Raw genomic sequence first — 15322 nt, forward strand, 5'->3', positions numbered from 1 at the left:
TTGAGGGCATGCGGCGGCCCGCCGCTTGCTCACCACAATGGAAGTTGCAGGGACCAGTCTGTGACGCGCCTTTGCCGCCTCGACATCGACGCCCCGGAGGCCGCCCGAACATTGAAGTTCAGGCGCGGATGAACGACTTCGCACGATCCGTTGGTGCCGCCTTCGCGCTGGTCGGCGAGGCCGATTCCGAGCTTGTGGGCATCGTCGCCTTGTCGGTGCGCGTCAGCCTGACCGCGAGCATCGTCGCGCTCCTGATCGGCGCACCGTTCGGCGCCTTGCTCGCGATCGCCCGTTTTCGCGGACGTCAGGTCATCATCGTGCTGACCAATGCGCTGCTCGGCCTGCCGCCGGTCGTGGTCGGGCTCGCGCTCTATCTGCTGCTGTCACGGTCCGGCCCGCTCGGAGCGGCCGGCCTGCTGTTCACGCCGGCGGCCATGGTGATCGCGCAGACGCTGCTCGCGACACCGATCGTGGTGGCGCTGGTGCACAGGCCGGCGAGCCTGCTCTGGGCGGAGTATGGCGATCTGGCGCGGATCGACGGGCTGTCGGTCCTGCGCAGCATGGGGCTCCTGTTCGCGCTGGGACGGACTTCGCTGCTGACGGCCTTTCTCGCGGCCTTCGGGCGCGCCATCGCCGAGGTCGGCGCCATCATCGTCGTCGGCGGCAACATCCGCGGCTTCACGCGCACGATGACGACCGCCATCGCGCTGGAAACCAGCAAGGGCGACCTGCCGCTGGCACTGGGGCTCGGGCTGATCCTGCTCGCGCTCAGTGTGGCGGTGTCGACCGTCGCTTTCCTGCTAGTTGGACGCGTTGGGGAAAAATAGCTGCTCGCCGCCGACCTTGTAGCCGGCAATCGCCTGCTGTCCCTTCGGGGAAACCAGCCAGTCGATGAAGGCCTGCCCATCCTGCGCCTTCACGTTGGAATGCTTTGCCGGATTCACGAGCATGACGCCGTACTGGTTGAAGAGCCGCTTGTCGCCCTCGGTCAGGACGGCGAGCTCGCCGCGGTTCCTGAACGACAGCCAGGTGCCACGATCCGACAGAAGATAGGCGTTCGAGGACGAGGCCATGTTCAGCGCCGGCCCCATGCCCTGACCGATCTCGCGATACCAACTGTCCTTGCCGGCACTGAGATCGACGCCTGCCTCTTTCCACAATCTCAGCTCGGCTGCGTGCGTGCCGGACTTGTCGCCGCGCGAGATAAACGGCGCCTTCGCCGCCGCGATCTTGCGCAGCGCGTCAGCGACGTCCTTGCCGCCGCCAATCCGCGCCGGATCGCTCTTCGGCCCGACGATGACGAAGTCGTTGTACATGACGTCGAAACGCTTCACGCCCTGCCCTTCGGACATGAACTGGTCTTCGGCGGGCCTGTCATGGACGAACACCACGTCGGCATCGCCTCTCCGCCCGATATCCAGCGCCTGGCCGGTGCCGACGGCTACGACCTTCACGTTGATGCCCTCGGCCTTCGAGAACAGCGGCAGCAAATAGGCGAACAGGCCCGACTGTTCCGTCGATGTCGTCGAGGCCACGATGATGGTGCGATCCTGCGCAAATGCGCATGTTGACCAGACCAGAACCGCTGCGATGGCGGCAAGCTTCCTCATTGTGACGTCCTCGCTCCCCAGACATCTCAAACTACGCGGGGAGGATGACGCAGGGAAGCCCGACGTTCGGCGGCGCGGTTGCACTGTGGTTGGAGTCACAATGGCGAACGGCGATAATGCGGTGTCATTGCGACCGCAGCTTCTCGCGCGATGGTGTGCGGATGTTCTGCAATTGGTCCTACCCAGATTGACATCGGTGTGGCGGCCGGGGCAGTTTTCCATATTGCTGGCGAATCAGCGATTGCTTCACGCCGAGTACCTCTTGGACAACTCCCTGTGCTTTCGAGACTGATATCGTTGCTGCGCCGCATCCCTGCGGTGAAATGGGCGTTTACGAGGCTTCGGCCCTTGCCGCACGGCGGCAGCATTGACGCCGCGCCGATCGCCACGGACGATTCGCCTGCCATCGTCGTCGACGTTGCAGAGGCCGCACGCACTCCCGACATCAGCATCAGCGCCGATCCAACGCTCAGCGACCCGGGCACCGCGGTTGCGGATCCGGTCGCCGAGGACGACACCGCGATCTCTGTCATCGCGGAGAGTCCGCCGACGGTGCAAACTGATACCAGCGACAGCGACGGTTCACCCCCGGAGACGCCGACGGAGGTCAACGCGGTCGTCGTGGAGGGGGCTTCGATCTCGTCTGTCGACGAGGAGACCGGGCCCGTTGATGTTCCCGAACTCATCGTCAGCGAGGCCGCACCTGCGGAACTCAGGACGGACGTCGAGCCGGTCGGCGCCGAAGAGGCCTCGGTCCCGTCCGTCGACGTCGATAGCGCGCCGGTCGACATTCCCGAACTCATCGTCAGTGGCAGTCCATCTCGCGAACTCTCGGCCGGCGTTGAGCCCGTCGTCGCCGAGGCGGCACCGGTTTCGTCCGTCGACGTTGAAATCGCTCCGGCTGCTACCCTCGACGTCGTCGTCAGCCACGAGCCACCTCCTAGCGTCCTCGTGGATGTTGAGCCGGCCGTCGTGGACGACCCGCCTGTCGCTCTTGTCGAGATCGAGGTCTCTGCGGCTGATATCCCAGCCGTCAGCGTCGACAGCGGGTTAACCGCCGACGTCATCATGGAGATCGAGCCGGCCCCCGCAAGCGATCCCGCACCGGTCACAGCGGTCGCCACGGAGGACACTTCTGCCGACACCTCCGGGGTCGACGCGGACATCGCGCCGGAGCCGATCCTTGCGTCTCCCGCACCGGAGATCCGCAGCGCGCCGAAAGTTCGCGCAAAGGCGACGGAACCCGTCGATCGCGCGGCGCTGATCCGGCAGCGCTGGGCGGAGACCGGGATCAGGATGTGGAATCCGCGGCTTCAAGGCACCGGCGATGCCACGCTGAACATCCAGGGCCGGGTCGAGCTGCTGCCGCCCGCGCCCGGCGAGACGATGCCGCGCTACGACAAGCTCGAGTTCAGGATGCTGGGCGGGCAGATCGTTTGCGAGGGCGTCATCGTCGAGGCGCCCGCACAGGCTAGCCATCGCAGCTTTACCCGGCTCGCCGAGCCAGGGAAGCCAGACCGGGTCCGCGAGCCGGTGCGGGAACGCCAGGCCGCTCTCGCCTGATCCTTTTCCCTGCGGGGATACTCGCCATATGCTAGGCTGACGCCCCGGATATGGGAGATCGCATGCCCGCGGCATCGTTGCGATTGATCGTGATCGTCGCCCTCTGCATCTCGCAAGGAGCATTGGCGGCGTCCAGTAAGCGGCCGCGCCACGTTCCGGCAACGGCACCCGCCGTCGATCCCGCGGCGCCCTACAAAGCCGACCGGCTCTCGTCCTCGCGTGGCGAGACGATCCTCAATACGCCCGGCCAGACCACCGTGCTCACGCGGCAGGTCCTCGACGACATGAAGGCGACGAGCCTGCGGGACGCAATGCGCTCGACCGCCGGCGTGACGATCGGGCGATAGGCTCGCGCTCAGCTTTCACCAAACGCACCGATATTCCCGCACGGCCCATGAATTTTTGCGGACACGTGGCAGTTGCCCCGAGCGCCAGCCACGACGTAACTTGCGCACCGCTCGGGCCACAACGCCCGCGCCAGACCAAAACGCCAAGAACACTGTGGGAGGTAAACTATGAGAAGGCTGACGGCCGCGCTGTGTGCTCTGACCCTGCTCTCGACTGGCGCGCAGGCGCAAACCATCAAGGATTTTCTGGCAGTCGCCATGAAGAAATGGACGGCGCCGTTCGAGCCGTTCCAGCTCATCGACAACATCTACTATGTCGGAACCGACGGCATTGCCGTCTATGTCATCAAGACATCGCAGGGCCTGATCCTGATGGACACGGCGATGCCCCAGTCAACCGGCATGATCAAGGACAATATTGCGAAGCTCGGCTTCAAGGTTGCCGATATCAAGCTCATCCTCAACACGCACGCGCATCTCGACCACACCGGCGGCTTCGCCGAGATCAAGAAGGAGACCGGCGCGCAGCTCGTTGCCGGCGAGCGCGACAAGCCACTGCTCGAAGGCGGCTACTATCCGGGTGACGAGAAAAACGAGGATCTCGCCTTCCCCGCGGTGAAAGTCGATCGCGCGGTGAAGGAAGGCGACAGGGTCACGCTCGGAGACACCACGCTGACGGCACACCCAACACCCGGCCACTCGCCGGGCTGCACGAGCTGGGAGATGACCGTCAAGGACGGCAAGGAGGACCGCGAGGTGCTGTTCTTCTGTAGCGGCACGGTGGCGCTGAACCGGCTGGTCGGCCAGCCGACCTATGCCGGCATCGTCGACGACTACCGCGCGACTTTCGCCAAGGCCAAGGCGATGAAGATCGACGTGCTGCTCGGGCCGCATCCGGAAGTCTATGGCATGCAGGCCAAGCGCGCAGAGATGAAGGATGGCGCGCCGAACCCGTTCATCAAGCCGGGCGAGCTCGTGACCTACGCGACCAGCCTGTCGGAGGATTTCGACAAGCAGCTCGCCAAGCAGACCGCGGCGCTGGAGAAGAAATAGCGTCATCAGATGCTGCCTTCCACCTCTCCTCGGGCGGGGAGAGGTGCGGCAACAGGTTGCGGCGACACACATAGTTAGCAGAGTGTAGCCGCAGCCTTGCAGTACTTTGCACTCGTTACTGCTCGTTTCCATGGCCTCATATCGTTAACGCGACCTCACCAACGCACGCGAGCGGAACGGCTGCGGCAGCGTGCAACCAGCGCTAGCCTTTCCGCACGAAACTCGTCTAACGCGCCCTTTACCCCCGCTGTGCAAGATCGCCCTCGTTTTGAAGGGATCCGGGGCCCGTATTTCAATGCCTGTCGCCAATTTGAAGTCTCACTTCGCCGCCGCCATGCGGCTGTTTCGCGTACCGGCGGACAACCCGGACCTGACGCGCGCGCAGTTCGACGCCTTCTCCAAGCAGGTCCCGCTGCTCTACTTCATTCTCATGAGCAACACGATCGCGGTCGCCTACACATATGTGAACGTGGCGCCGGACTGGTTGACGATGATCGTGCCGAGCGTGCTGACCGTGCTTGCGGCCCTGCGCACCTTCTGGTGGCTGCGCCAGCGTCACCTCGTGCGCAGCGACGCCGACATCCTGCGCAATCTGCGCGCCACCAACTGGATGACATTGCCGATCGGCGCAGGCTTCACCATCTGGTCCTTCGCCCTCTACCCTTACGGCGATCCTTTCGCCAAGAGCCAGGTCGCCTTCTACATGGCGGTGACCGTGATCGGCTGCATCTTCTCGCTGATGCATCTGCGCTCCGCGGCGCTGATCGTGACGCTGGTCGTCGACGTGCCCTACGTGCTGTTCTTCTGGGCCACCGGCGAGCCGACGCTGAAGGCGATCGCGGTCAACAATCTGCTGGTCTCCGGCGCGATGGTGACGGTGCTGTTCATCTACTATCGCGACTTCGCCGATCTCGTCGCCAGCCGCAAGTCGCTGCTGGCGCAGCAGGCGGCGACCCAGGCGCTCTCGGACGAGAACTTCCGCCTCGCAAATCTCGATTCCCTCACCGAGCTGCCGAATCGCCGCCGCTTCTTCGCCGAGCTGTCGAGCGCCTTTACCGATGCCGAGCGCAGGAATGTTCGCGTCGCGGTTGGCATCATCGACCTCGACGGCTTCAAGCCGATCAACGACAATTACGGCCACAGCGTCGGCGACCGCGTCTTGATCGAGGCGGGCCGGCGCATCCGCGAGGTCTGCGAGGGCTTCGGCCCGCAGCGGGTGGAGTTCGCCCGGCTCGGCGGCGACGAGTTCGGTCTTGTCGTGTGCGGCGACCCCGAGGAGGCGGATCTGACGCGGCTCGGCGAACGCATCGGCGACCAGGTCAAGCTTCCCTACCAGCTCGACACCGCCCATACCGGTCTATCCTGCTCGATCGGCTTCGCATTGTTCCCGCAGTCGGCAACGACGGCGGAAGCGCTCTATGAATGCGCCGACTATTCGCTCTATCACGCCAAGCGCCATCTGCGCGGCCGCACCGTGATCTTCTCGAGCGAGCTCGAGGCCGAGATCCGCAGCCGTGGCGTCATCGAGAATCTGCTGCGCACCGCCGATTTCAGCACCGAGATGGTCCTGGTGTTCCAGCCGATCGTGGACGCCATGAGCGAGCACACTACCGGCTTCGAGGTCCTGGCGCGCTGGCACAGCTCCCGCCTCGGCCTGGTTTCGCCGGCCGACTTCATCCCGGCCGCCGAGCGCATCGGCCTGATCCGGCCGCTGACGCAGGCGCTTCTGATCCGCGCACTCGCGACGGCCAGGACCTGGCCCGACCACATCCGCCTGTCGTTCAACCTCTCCGCCCACGACATCTGCTCACCCGAAGGGATCCTGCCGCTGATCACCATCGTGGAGACGAGCGGGCTGCCGCCACACCGGATCGATTTCGAGATCACCGAGACCGCCGTCACCTTCGACTTCGTGCGCGCGCAGCAGTCGATCGCGGCATTGAAGGCAATGGGCTGCGGCATTTCGCTGGACGATTTCGGCACCGGCTATTCCTCGCTGAGCCACGTGCACCGCCTGCCGCTCGACAAGATCAAGGTCGACCGCAGCTTCGTCGCCGACATCAACGACAATCCCGTCAGCCACAAGATCATCAAGTCGCTCACGGGCCTCTGCGACGACATGGAAATCGCCTGTGTGGTCGAGGGCGTCGAGACCCGCGCCCAGCTCGACAGCCTGCGCCGCCTGGGATGCGACTTCATCCAGGGCTACTATTTTGCAAAGCCCATGCGGGGCGATGCAATCGGCGAGTACCTCGCGAAGGAGCGGCAACGCCTCGACGGCGCCGAGGCCAAGGTCGTGGCCTGAGGTCACACCGCGCAGTAGCGCTCCTGAATGTCCTTGTCCGCCAGCAGCGCCGCGGCGCTGCTTTGATGCACGACCTCGCCCTGGTCGATGATCACGGCACGATCGGCAAGCCGCAGGGCCCATTCGACATTCTGCTCCACCAGAAGCAACGTCTTGCCTTCATCACGCAGGCGGCGGAACAACACGCCCATCTCCTCGACCAGCACAGGCATGATCCCCTCCGAGGGCTCATCGAGCAGGACCATCCTGGGCCTGGCGATCAGGGCGCGCGCGATCGCCAGCATCTGTTGCTCGCCGCCGGAGAGCGTCACGCCCTCCTGATCGAGGCGTTCCTTCAGGCGCGGAAAGGTCTCGGCGATCTCGTCGATCGCAGTGCGCTCATCGATCTCGCTGCCGGCAGCAACCAGGCCGAGCCGCAGGTTCTCGCGCACGGACAGGCCAGGGACGATGCGGCGCTCTTCGGGCACATAAGCGAGGCCAAGATGAAAGCGCTGATGGGCGCGGAGCGGCAACAGCTCCCCGCCCGCAAAGCGCACGCGACCCGTCGCTTTCGGCATAAGGCCCATCATTGCCCGCAAGGTCGTGGTCTTGCCCGCGCCGTTGCGGCCGACGAGCGCAACCACTTCGCCCTCCTTCACCTGCAGGGAAATGCCGTGAAGGACATGGCTCGCGCCATACCAGGCGTGGAGGTTCTCGATTTCGAGCAGCCCGGTCTCAGCCATAGCCTTCACTCTGTCCGAGGTAGACCCGGCGGACTTCCGGATTGCTCCTGATCTCGTCGGGCGCGCCGTCCGCCAGCAGGCGGCCGTGATGCAGCACCACGACGCGCTTGGACAGGCCCAGCACCATCTTCATCTTGTGCTCCACCAGCAGCACGGTGCGCTTGTCGGCGAGCCGTTCGAGCAGCGCGACCATGTCCTTGGTCTCCTCCGGTCCCATGCCGGCGGTCGGCTCGTCGAGCAATAGCAATTCCGGCTCGGAGACCAGCGCAATCGCGATCTCCAGCGCGCGCTGCTGGCCATGCGACAGGAATTTTGCCAGTTCGCTGCGCTTACCGAGCAGCCCGACAGCATCGAGCGCGGCATCGGCCCGCACATTCAGCTCCGCCAGCCGGGCACGGTTGCGCCAGATGTCGTAGCCGACGGTCAGCGCCTGTGCTGCCACGCGCACGTTCTCGTGCACGGACAGGTCCGGGAAGATGTTGGTGATCTGGTAGGAGCGCGAGATGCCCTGATGCACGAAGCGATGCTGGGGCAGGCCATTCAGCTCGCGTCCCCTGAAGTGCAGCTTGCCCGAGGTCGGCGTCAACGCACCCGAGAGAATGTTGAAGAAGGTGCTCTTGCCGGCGCCGTTCGGCCCGATGATCGAGGTGAGCTGTCCCGCCGCAAAGGACACGGTGATGCCTTCGAGCGCGACGAAGCCTCCAAAGCGCTTGCCGATCCCTTCGGCGCGAAGCAATTCGCCGCTCATGGCCGTGCCTTTCCGATGCCGAGCGCATCGAGCAGCGTTCCCCAGATGCCCTTGGGCAGGAACAGCACGAAGAGGACGAAGATCGCGCCGACAAAGATCTGCCAATGCGGCGTCCAGAGCGAGATGACGTCCTCCAGGATCAGGAAGCTCGCCGCGCCGACGAACGGGCCGAAGAAGCTGCGGGCGCCGCCGAGCAACACCATCATCACGATCATGCCGGAGGTCTGGTAGTGCAGGATGTCCAGCGGCACGATCGACAGATGCAGCGCCAGCATGCAGCCGCCAAGCGAGGAGATCGCGCCCGACAGCATGAACACGATCAGCTTGCTGCGCTCGACGTCATAGCCGCAGGCCCGCGCCCGCTGCTCGTTCTCGCGGATCGCCTCGATCACGGCACCGAACGGCGAGTTCAGGATGCGCGACTGGAACCACAGCGCCAGCGCCGCGAAGACCATCAGCACGTAGTATTTGTTGATGGGATCAAGAAAATTGACGGGAAGGCCGAACAGGCTGATGCGGTCGACGGTGAAGCCGCGCAGGCCGTTCTCGCCGCCGGTGAAGGACGAGGCCTGCAGCGCGACGTAATAGACGAGCTGGGCCAGCGCCAACGTTACCATGGAGAAGTAAATGCCACGGGTGCGTGTCGAGACGATGCCGATCGCAGCAGCGAGGCAGGTGCTGAGGAGCACGGCGATCGGCACCGCGGCGAACCAGGCCACGCCGTAGCGGCCGATCGCAATGCCGGTGAAGTAGGCGCCCGCGCCGAAGAAGGCGGCCTGGCCGAACGACAACAGCCCGGTGTAGCCGAACAACAGATTGTAGCCCATCACCACGACCCCGTAGATCAGGACGTTCACGGCCAGCGCCTGTGACGGCAGCAGCCAGGGCAGCACGGCAAGCACCGCGATCGAGAGCAGCACACGCTGGTCGAGAATCCAGGCGATCCCATTGCGCGAGGGCCGGGCTACCGACTCGCCGCTCGAAGGCAGCATCACGCGGTCCTCCCTCTGACGCCGAACAGGCCCTGCGGGCGGATCAGCAGCACCACCGCCATCAGCGCGAACATGACGATGGTCGCCATCTCAGGGGCGAACAGCGCGACCATGCTGATGGATATGCCGACCATGAGGCCGGCAACGACAGCCCCGACGATCGAACCAAGGCCACCGATCACGGTCACCACGAACGCCTCCGCAAGCACGAGCGAGCCCATCTCCGGATTGACGCTGCGCATGGGACCGGCGAGCACGCCGCCGAGCGCGGCGAGCCCGACGCCGAGGCCGAAGATCGCAAGCCAGACCCGGCCGATATCGACGCCGAGCACCTGCATGATGGTGGGATCGCGCGCGCCGGCGCGCACGATCAAGCCGATGCGGGTCTTTTCCAGTGTCAGCCAGAGCACCAGCAGCACCACGGCCACCAGCGCGATGACGAACAGGCGGTAGCGCGGGAAGAAGCCGATGCCGAGATCAAGCACGCCGACCAGTTGCGGCGGGGTTGGAAACGGAATGCCGTCGCTCCCGAACACGATGCGCACGCCTTCGACGAGGATGTAGCTGAGGCCGAAGGTGAGCAGCAACGGATCGTCGATCGAGCGTCCATAGAGCCTGCGGATCAGGACGAACTCGATCAGCATGCCGAAAGCGCCGATCAGGATGGGAGCGAGCAGCAGTCCCCACCAGAAGCTTCCGGTAAGCGACGCCAGATACAGCCCAGCATAGGCCCCGATCATGAACAGCGCGCCATGGGCGAAATTCACCACCCCGAGCATGCCGAACACGATCGTCAATCCAAGCGCAGTGATCACCAGGACCGCCCCAAGGGCGATCCCGGAGAGAAGCTGCATGATGATCAGCGACAGGTCCATCGTCACAAGACTTACGTCGCGTGGCCGAGTTCGCTGCAGCTACGCAGCATGTCGTCGGAGCCGGCGTCATTGGCGAGAATGGCGAACAGATCGTTGTCGTTGGCCATCGCGGACTTCTTCTTGGACTCCAGCACCAGCACCGACTGCACCGACTGATGATCGCATTTGCGGTAGTGCTGCGGCCCCTTGGTCAGATCGTACTGCAGCTTCTCCAGGGCATCGACGACCTTGTCGGTGTCGGTGCCGCCGGCGGCCTCGATGGCGGCCAGCAGCGATCCGACGCCAGAATAGCCATAGGCACCGTAATCGGTCGGGATCGCGCCGCCGTTGGCGGCCTTGAATGCCGCGTTGAAGCTGGCTGCCGTCTTGCTCTGCGTCTCAAGGCCCCAATAATAGTTGGCACCGCCGACCACGCCCTCGAACACGTCAGGGCCAACCGCGAGGCGCTGGTTGTGCAGGATGACGGGCACGACGATCTTCATCTGCTGCTTCACGCCGAAATCGACCGCCTGCTTGATCGCGTTGGCCTGGTCCCGGCCGAAATTGGAGATGCAGAGCACGTCCGGTCGCATCGACATCAGCCGCGGCATGAAAGTGGAATAGTCGGCCGCCCCGAACGGATGCAGAATTTCGCCGACACTGTCGGCGCCGATCGCCGTCTGCGCGCGCTTGAAGCCGCGCAGCATCTCATGGCCATAGGCGTAGTCGGCAGCGAGATGGGCGACCTTCATGCCCTTCTTCAGGGTCTGCCGCGCCACCGCTGCGGTGGTCATGTGCGGATTGAGCGCCTCGTGGAACGTGTACTTGCTGAAATCCTTGGCCTCGTTGATGGTGTCGGACTGGCTGATCGAAACGTAGATCACGCCGCGGGCCCGGGTGACCTCGTTGACCGCGAGCTGCACGGCGCTGGAGAGCGCGCCGACCACCGCGTGAACCTTGTCCTTCTCGATCAGCTCGAGCGTACGGGTCGCGGCCTCGCCGGCATTGAGCTTGTCGTCGCGCACCAGCAGCTCGACCTTGCGGCCGCCGATGCCGCCCTTGTCGTTGACGAGCTTGACGGCGAGCTCCGCGCACTTGACCTGATCGCGCGCTTCCGCGGCGAACGGTCCCGTCAGGGGCGTCGGAAAGCCGATGCGGATCGTCTCGTCCGCGGCGCGGCCGAGCCGGGGCATGGCGAGCAGGGCCGCGCTTGCCGACAGGCCAGCGAGCGCGGTGCGGCGGGATATTTTCGGGATCGAACCGGATTTTGGCATGACTTCCTCCAACTGTCTTTTTTCTAGAAACGCTTCAGGGCTTTCAGGACTTTTGTCGGCGTGATCGGAATCGAATTGATCGTCGCGTCGAATGGCGCGAGCGCATCGTTGACGGCGTTGAGCACGCAAGCGGAGGCGGCCGCGGTACCGGCCTCGCCGACGCCCTTGGCGCCGAGTTCGGTGTCGGCAGTCGGCGTCTCGACGTGCGCGATCATGATGTCAGGCATTTCCATCGGCATCGGCACGAGATAGTCGGCGAGCGAGCCGTTCATGAGCTGGCCAGCATCGCTGTAGCGGCACTCCTCAAACAGGGCCGCCCCTAACCCCTGCACGATGCCGCCGCGCAGCTGCTCGTCCACCAGCATCGGATTGATGACGCGACCGCAATCCTCGACGATGAAGTGCTTCAACACCTTGATGAAGCCGGTCTCGACATCGACTTCCAGCGAGCAGCCCTGGATGCCGTTGGTGAATGCAAAGGGATAGCCTTGCGGCGCGAAGTGATGGCTCACCGTTAGCTGCGCCTGCGTACCCGGCGGCAGCGTGTCGGAGCGGAAATAGGCGATCCGCGCGATCTCGGAGATCGGCATCCGCTGGTTCCGCGTCGCGGCGTCGACGACCTCGCCATCGATGATGTCGAACGCCGAAGCCTGCTCCTGGAGGATGAGCGCGGCGATCTCCAGGATGTTGCGCTTGAGCAAGCGCGTAGCCTGGAGTGCGGTCTCGCCGCCGATGCCGGCGCCGCGGCAGGCCCAGGTGGCGCCGCCATGCGGCGTGACCTCGGTATCCCCAGTGATGACCTTGACGCGCTCCTGCGCGATGCCGAGCTGATCGGCGACGATCTGGCTGATGATCGCCTCCGTGCCCTGGCCTTGCTCGGTGACCGAAATCAGGCAGCGCACCTCGCCCGACGGCGTCAGGCTCAGAATCGCACCATCCTGCGAGGAAATGCGCGCACCGCCGACGCCGTAGAAGGCCGGACTTGGATTGGTGATCTCGACAAAGGTTGCGATGCCGATGCCGCGATAGACGCCGCGCTTGCGCAACATCGCTTGCTCGGCGCGCAGCCCGTCGTAATCCATCATCTCGTGCAGGCGCTTCAGGCAGGCCTGATGCGACAGCGCCTCGAAGCGATAGCCGGTCGGCGACGTCTGCGGATAGGCATCATCGGCGATCACATTCAACGCACGGATGGCGAACGGATCGAGGCCGATCTTCGCCGCAGCCATGTCGACCAGCCGCTCCGTGACGGCGCAGGCGATGGGGTGGCCGACGGCGCGATACTGGCTGGTCTGCACCTTGTTCTGGAAGATCACCTCCAGCGCGGCGCGATAGTTCTTGAAGCGGTAGGGCGCGCCGATCAGGCGGATCACCTGGTTGCCCTCGACCACGCTGGTGCGCGGATAGGTCGAGAACGCGCCGATCGCGGTCAGATCCAGGACATCCATCGCCAGGATCTCGCCCTTGGCATCGACCGCCATGCGGGCCCGGACGCGATGGTCGCGGGCATGGATGTCGGAGACAAAGGATTCAATGCGGTCGGCGACATATTTGACGGGGCGGCCGAGCAGGATCGAAAGGCCGACCACGGCCATGTCCTCGTGATAGACATGAAGCTTCATCCCGAAGGAACCGCCGATGTCGGTTGCGATGACGCGAACGCGGGCCTCGGGGATGCCGTAGTGGCGCGAATAGAGATCCTGGAACTGGTAAGGCGTCTGCGTCCCGTGATGCACCGTGAGCGCGCCGGCAGCGGGATCATAGTCGGCGACGATCGCGCGTGGCTCCAGCGTCACCGCGGTGTGGCGGCCGAAGGAGAATTCCTCCTCCACCACGTGGGCCGCATGCGCGAAGGCCTCGTCGACGGTGCCGTTGTCGAGCTGAGCGCGAAAGCAGGTGTTGTTGGCGCTGCCGGGATTGATCACCGGCCCACCCGCTTCCCGCGCACTGTCGATATCGACAACGAGGGGAAGATCCTCGTAATCGATCTCGATCAGTTCCAGCGCGTCTTCCGCGATGGCCCGGCTCTCGGCGACGACGGCGACCACGGCCTGCCCGGCCCAGACCACGCGATCCAGCGGCAATGGCAGTTGCGGGGCGGAGGTCATGCCCTTGAAATGATCGAGCGTGCCGGTCCAGGGCGCGCAGATTCTTGCCAGATCAGCCCCAGTCGCGACAAGATGCACGCCCTCGAGCGCGCGGGCTTCGTCGATGTTGATCGCAACGATTTGCGCATGCGCATGCGGGCTACGCAGGAACGCGGCATGGAGCATGCGCGGCAGCTTGAGATCGCTAATGTAGCGCCCGCGTCCGGCCAGCAGCCGTTTGGCGTTCGGCCGCGGCACGGAACGGCCGATATAGGAATTCGGACGATCGAGCGAGGTCAGCGGCGCGATCATGTGGCGCCTCCGCCCTGGCTGCGCGCTTCGGCCACCGCATCGATCGCATCGACAATCGCCTCATAGCCGGTGCAGCGGCAGAAATTGCCGGACAGCGCGTCGCGGATCTGCTCGCGGCTCGGCTGCGCCACCTGCGAGAGCAGCTCCTGTGCGTTGACCAGCATGCCCGGCGTGCAGAAGCCGCATTGCAGCGCGTTGCGACGATGGAATTCGGCCTGGAGATCGGCGATCACGCCGCTTTCGGTGAGACCTTCGATGGTCTCGATCTTCGCACCGTCGGCCTGCACCGCGAACATCAGGCAGGAATGCACGGCGCGGCCATCGAGCTGCACGAGGCAGGCCCCGCAGGCGCCCATCTCGCAGCCGGCATGCGTCCCCGTCAGTTCGAGCGCATTGCGCAGGCAATCGACCAGCGTCTCGCGCGGCGCGACCTCGCAGGCAACCTTGCGGCCGTTGACGACGAGGCGGACCCGCACGGTCGCCTCGGCGTCCCCCAGCAGGGTTTCGTCGAAGCCGCTCATGCGCCCTCACCCAGACGTCCGAGCAGGCGTCCCAGAAGCACGCGGGCGAGATGCAGCCGCATCGCCGGCGGCACCTCGTCGCTGTCGGGCGGCGCGAGATCGCCTTCGAGCGCGGCTTGGGCGACAGCGATACGCTCCGCATCGAGGGACGAGCCGATCAGGGTCGCCTCCGTTCCCTTCACCCGTGTCGGCGTATTGCCGACAGAGAAAAAGGAGATGCGGATGTCCTCGATGCGTTCGCCGGAGAAGGTCGCAAGCATGCCGCAGCCGACCAATGCATAGTCGCCGCGCCGCCGCGCCAGTTCGTCGAATGCAAAGCGCTGGTCGGCCTTGAACAGGGGAGCGTAGACAGCGGTGATCAGCTCGCCGGGATGCAAGGCCGTCTCGAACAGGTCGATGAAGAAATCGTCGGCTTTCACCCGCCGGGCGCCGGAAGGACCCTCGATCTCGATCTCGGCATCGAGCGCCAGCGTCATCGCTGGAAATTCGGAAGCCGGGTCGGCAAGCGCAACGCTGCCGCCAAAGGTGCCGCGGTTGCGAATCGCGGGATGGGCGACGAACGGCGCCGCGGCATGCAGCAGCGGCGCGAACTCGGCAATCAGCGGCTCGCTCAGCATCTCGCAATGGCGCGTCAGCGCGCCGATGCGCAAATAGCCGCCTTCGCGCCTGACGCCGCGCAGCTCGTCAATATGGGTGATGTCGATCAAGAGCCGCGGCGCCTGCAGCCGCAGTGACAGTGCCGGCACGAGGCTCTGGCCCCCGGCGATGAAGCGTGCGTCATCGCCGGCGCGCGCATGAGCATCCAGCGCCTGGTCGATCGTCGCAGCACGAAAATAGCTGAAAGCCCTCGCCTTCACCGCCGTTCCCTCGATATCCGTCGGCTCATCAGCCGGGATGCCAGATTTGTAACCATCTGGTCTCAAAATCCTGACAT

The 15322-nt window shown here is 65.0% G+C and carries 14 protein-coding genes; 5 read left to right on the forward strand and 9 right to left on the reverse strand.

The annotated features are described in order from the left end of the window. The first annotated feature begins 128 nt into the window (after positions 1–128). Entirely contained in the window at positions 129–827 is a 699-nt protein-coding gene (locus AAFG50_RS31040; RefSeq protein WP_028174351.1) for an ABC transporter permease, read from the forward strand. Here the strand turns inward: AAFG50_RS31040 and AAFG50_RS31045 are convergent. Continuing rightward, positions 801–1610, reverse strand: a complete 810-nt coding sequence (locus AAFG50_RS31045) for an extracellular solute-binding protein (protein ID WP_028174350.1) — start codon at positions 1608–1610, stop codon at positions 801–803. The genes AAFG50_RS31040 and AAFG50_RS31045 overlap by 27 nt on opposite strands. Positions 1611–1907: 297 nt before the next feature. Here AAFG50_RS31045 and AAFG50_RS31050 point away from each other — a divergent pair, with 297 nt between their 5' ends. The 4 genes from AAFG50_RS31050 (at position 1908) to AAFG50_RS31065 (ending at position 6878) form a co-directional block, all read left to right on the forward strand. After that, positions 1908–3173 (forward strand): hypothetical protein, encoded by a 1266-nt coding sequence (locus tag AAFG50_RS31050; RefSeq protein WP_028174349.1) that lies wholly within the window; start codon positions 1908–1910, stop codon positions 3171–3173. Positions 3174–3235: 62 nt separating this feature from the next. Further along, a complete protein-coding gene (locus AAFG50_RS31055) occupies positions 3236–3520 on the forward strand; it encodes a TonB-dependent receptor plug domain-containing protein (protein ID WP_028174348.1) in 285 nt (94 codons plus the stop codon). 168 nt (positions 3521–3688) lie between these two features. Continuing rightward, a complete protein-coding gene (gene blaBJP / locus AAFG50_RS31060) occupies positions 3689–4573 on the forward strand; it encodes a BJP family subclass B3 metallo-beta-lactamase (protein WP_028174347.1) in 885 nt (294 codons plus the stop codon). Positions 4574–4868: 295 nt separating this feature from the next. After that, the gene (locus AAFG50_RS31065; protein WP_028174346.1) at positions 4869–6878 is read left to right on the forward strand and encodes an EAL domain-containing protein; all 2010 of its coding nucleotides are present in this window, start codon (positions 4869–4871) and stop codon (positions 6876–6878) included. 2 nt (positions 6879–6880) lie between these two features. Here AAFG50_RS31065 and AAFG50_RS31070 read toward each other — a convergent pair whose 3' ends face one another. From AAFG50_RS31070 to AAFG50_RS31105, 8 genes are read right to left on the reverse strand one after another with little or no spacing between them, the layout of a single operon-like run. Next, the gene (locus AAFG50_RS31070; protein ID WP_039185714.1) at positions 6881–7600 is read right to left on the reverse strand and encodes an ABC transporter ATP-binding protein; all 720 of its coding nucleotides are present in this window, start codon (positions 7598–7600) and stop codon (positions 6881–6883) included. Further along, complete coding sequence (locus AAFG50_RS31075; protein WP_028174344.1) at positions 7593–8348, reverse strand: ABC transporter ATP-binding protein; 756 nt, start codon at positions 8346–8348, stop codon at positions 7593–7595. The genes AAFG50_RS31070 and AAFG50_RS31075 overlap by 8 nt, the downstream gene beginning before the upstream one ends. Continuing rightward, the gene (locus tag AAFG50_RS31080) at positions 8345–9343 is read right to left on the reverse strand and encodes a branched-chain amino acid ABC transporter permease (RefSeq protein ID WP_028174343.1); all 999 of its coding nucleotides are present in this window, start codon (positions 9341–9343) and stop codon (positions 8345–8347) included. The genes AAFG50_RS31075 and AAFG50_RS31080 overlap by 4 nt, the downstream gene beginning before the upstream one ends. Next, positions 9340–10215 carry a branched-chain amino acid ABC transporter permease gene (locus AAFG50_RS31085; protein ID WP_028174342.1) on the reverse strand — a complete coding sequence of 292 codons (876 nt, stop codon included), beginning with the start codon at positions 10213–10215 and terminating at the stop codon, positions 9340–9342. The genes AAFG50_RS31080 and AAFG50_RS31085 overlap by 4 nt, the downstream gene beginning before the upstream one ends. Before the next feature lie 11 nt (positions 10216–10226). After that, a complete protein-coding gene (locus tag AAFG50_RS31090) occupies positions 10227–11468 on the reverse strand; it encodes an ABC transporter substrate-binding protein (RefSeq protein ID WP_028174341.1) in 1242 nt (413 codons plus the stop codon). A gap of 23 nt (positions 11469–11491) precedes the next feature. Continuing rightward, on the reverse strand, positions 11492–13867 hold the full coding sequence (locus tag AAFG50_RS31095; protein ID WP_028174340.1) for a xanthine dehydrogenase family protein molybdopterin-binding subunit: 2376 nt from the start codon (positions 13865–13867) through the stop codon (positions 11492–11494). Beyond that, entirely contained in the window at positions 13864–14388 is a 525-nt protein-coding gene (locus tag AAFG50_RS31100) for a (2Fe-2S)-binding protein (RefSeq protein ID WP_028174339.1), read from the reverse strand. The genes AAFG50_RS31095 and AAFG50_RS31100 overlap by 4 nt, the downstream gene beginning before the upstream one ends. Next, complete coding sequence (locus AAFG50_RS31105) at positions 14385–15245, reverse strand: xanthine dehydrogenase family protein subunit M (RefSeq protein WP_097532463.1); 861 nt, start codon at positions 15243–15245, stop codon at positions 14385–14387. The genes AAFG50_RS31100 and AAFG50_RS31105 overlap by 4 nt, the downstream gene beginning before the upstream one ends. Positions 15246–15322: the final 77 nt, after the last annotated feature.

Origin of the sequence: Bradyrhizobium sp. B039 (assembly GCF_038965675.1) — a bacterium.
Classification (GTDB): domain Bacteria; phylum Pseudomonadota; class Alphaproteobacteria; order Rhizobiales; family Xanthobacteraceae; genus Bradyrhizobium; species Bradyrhizobium diazoefficiens.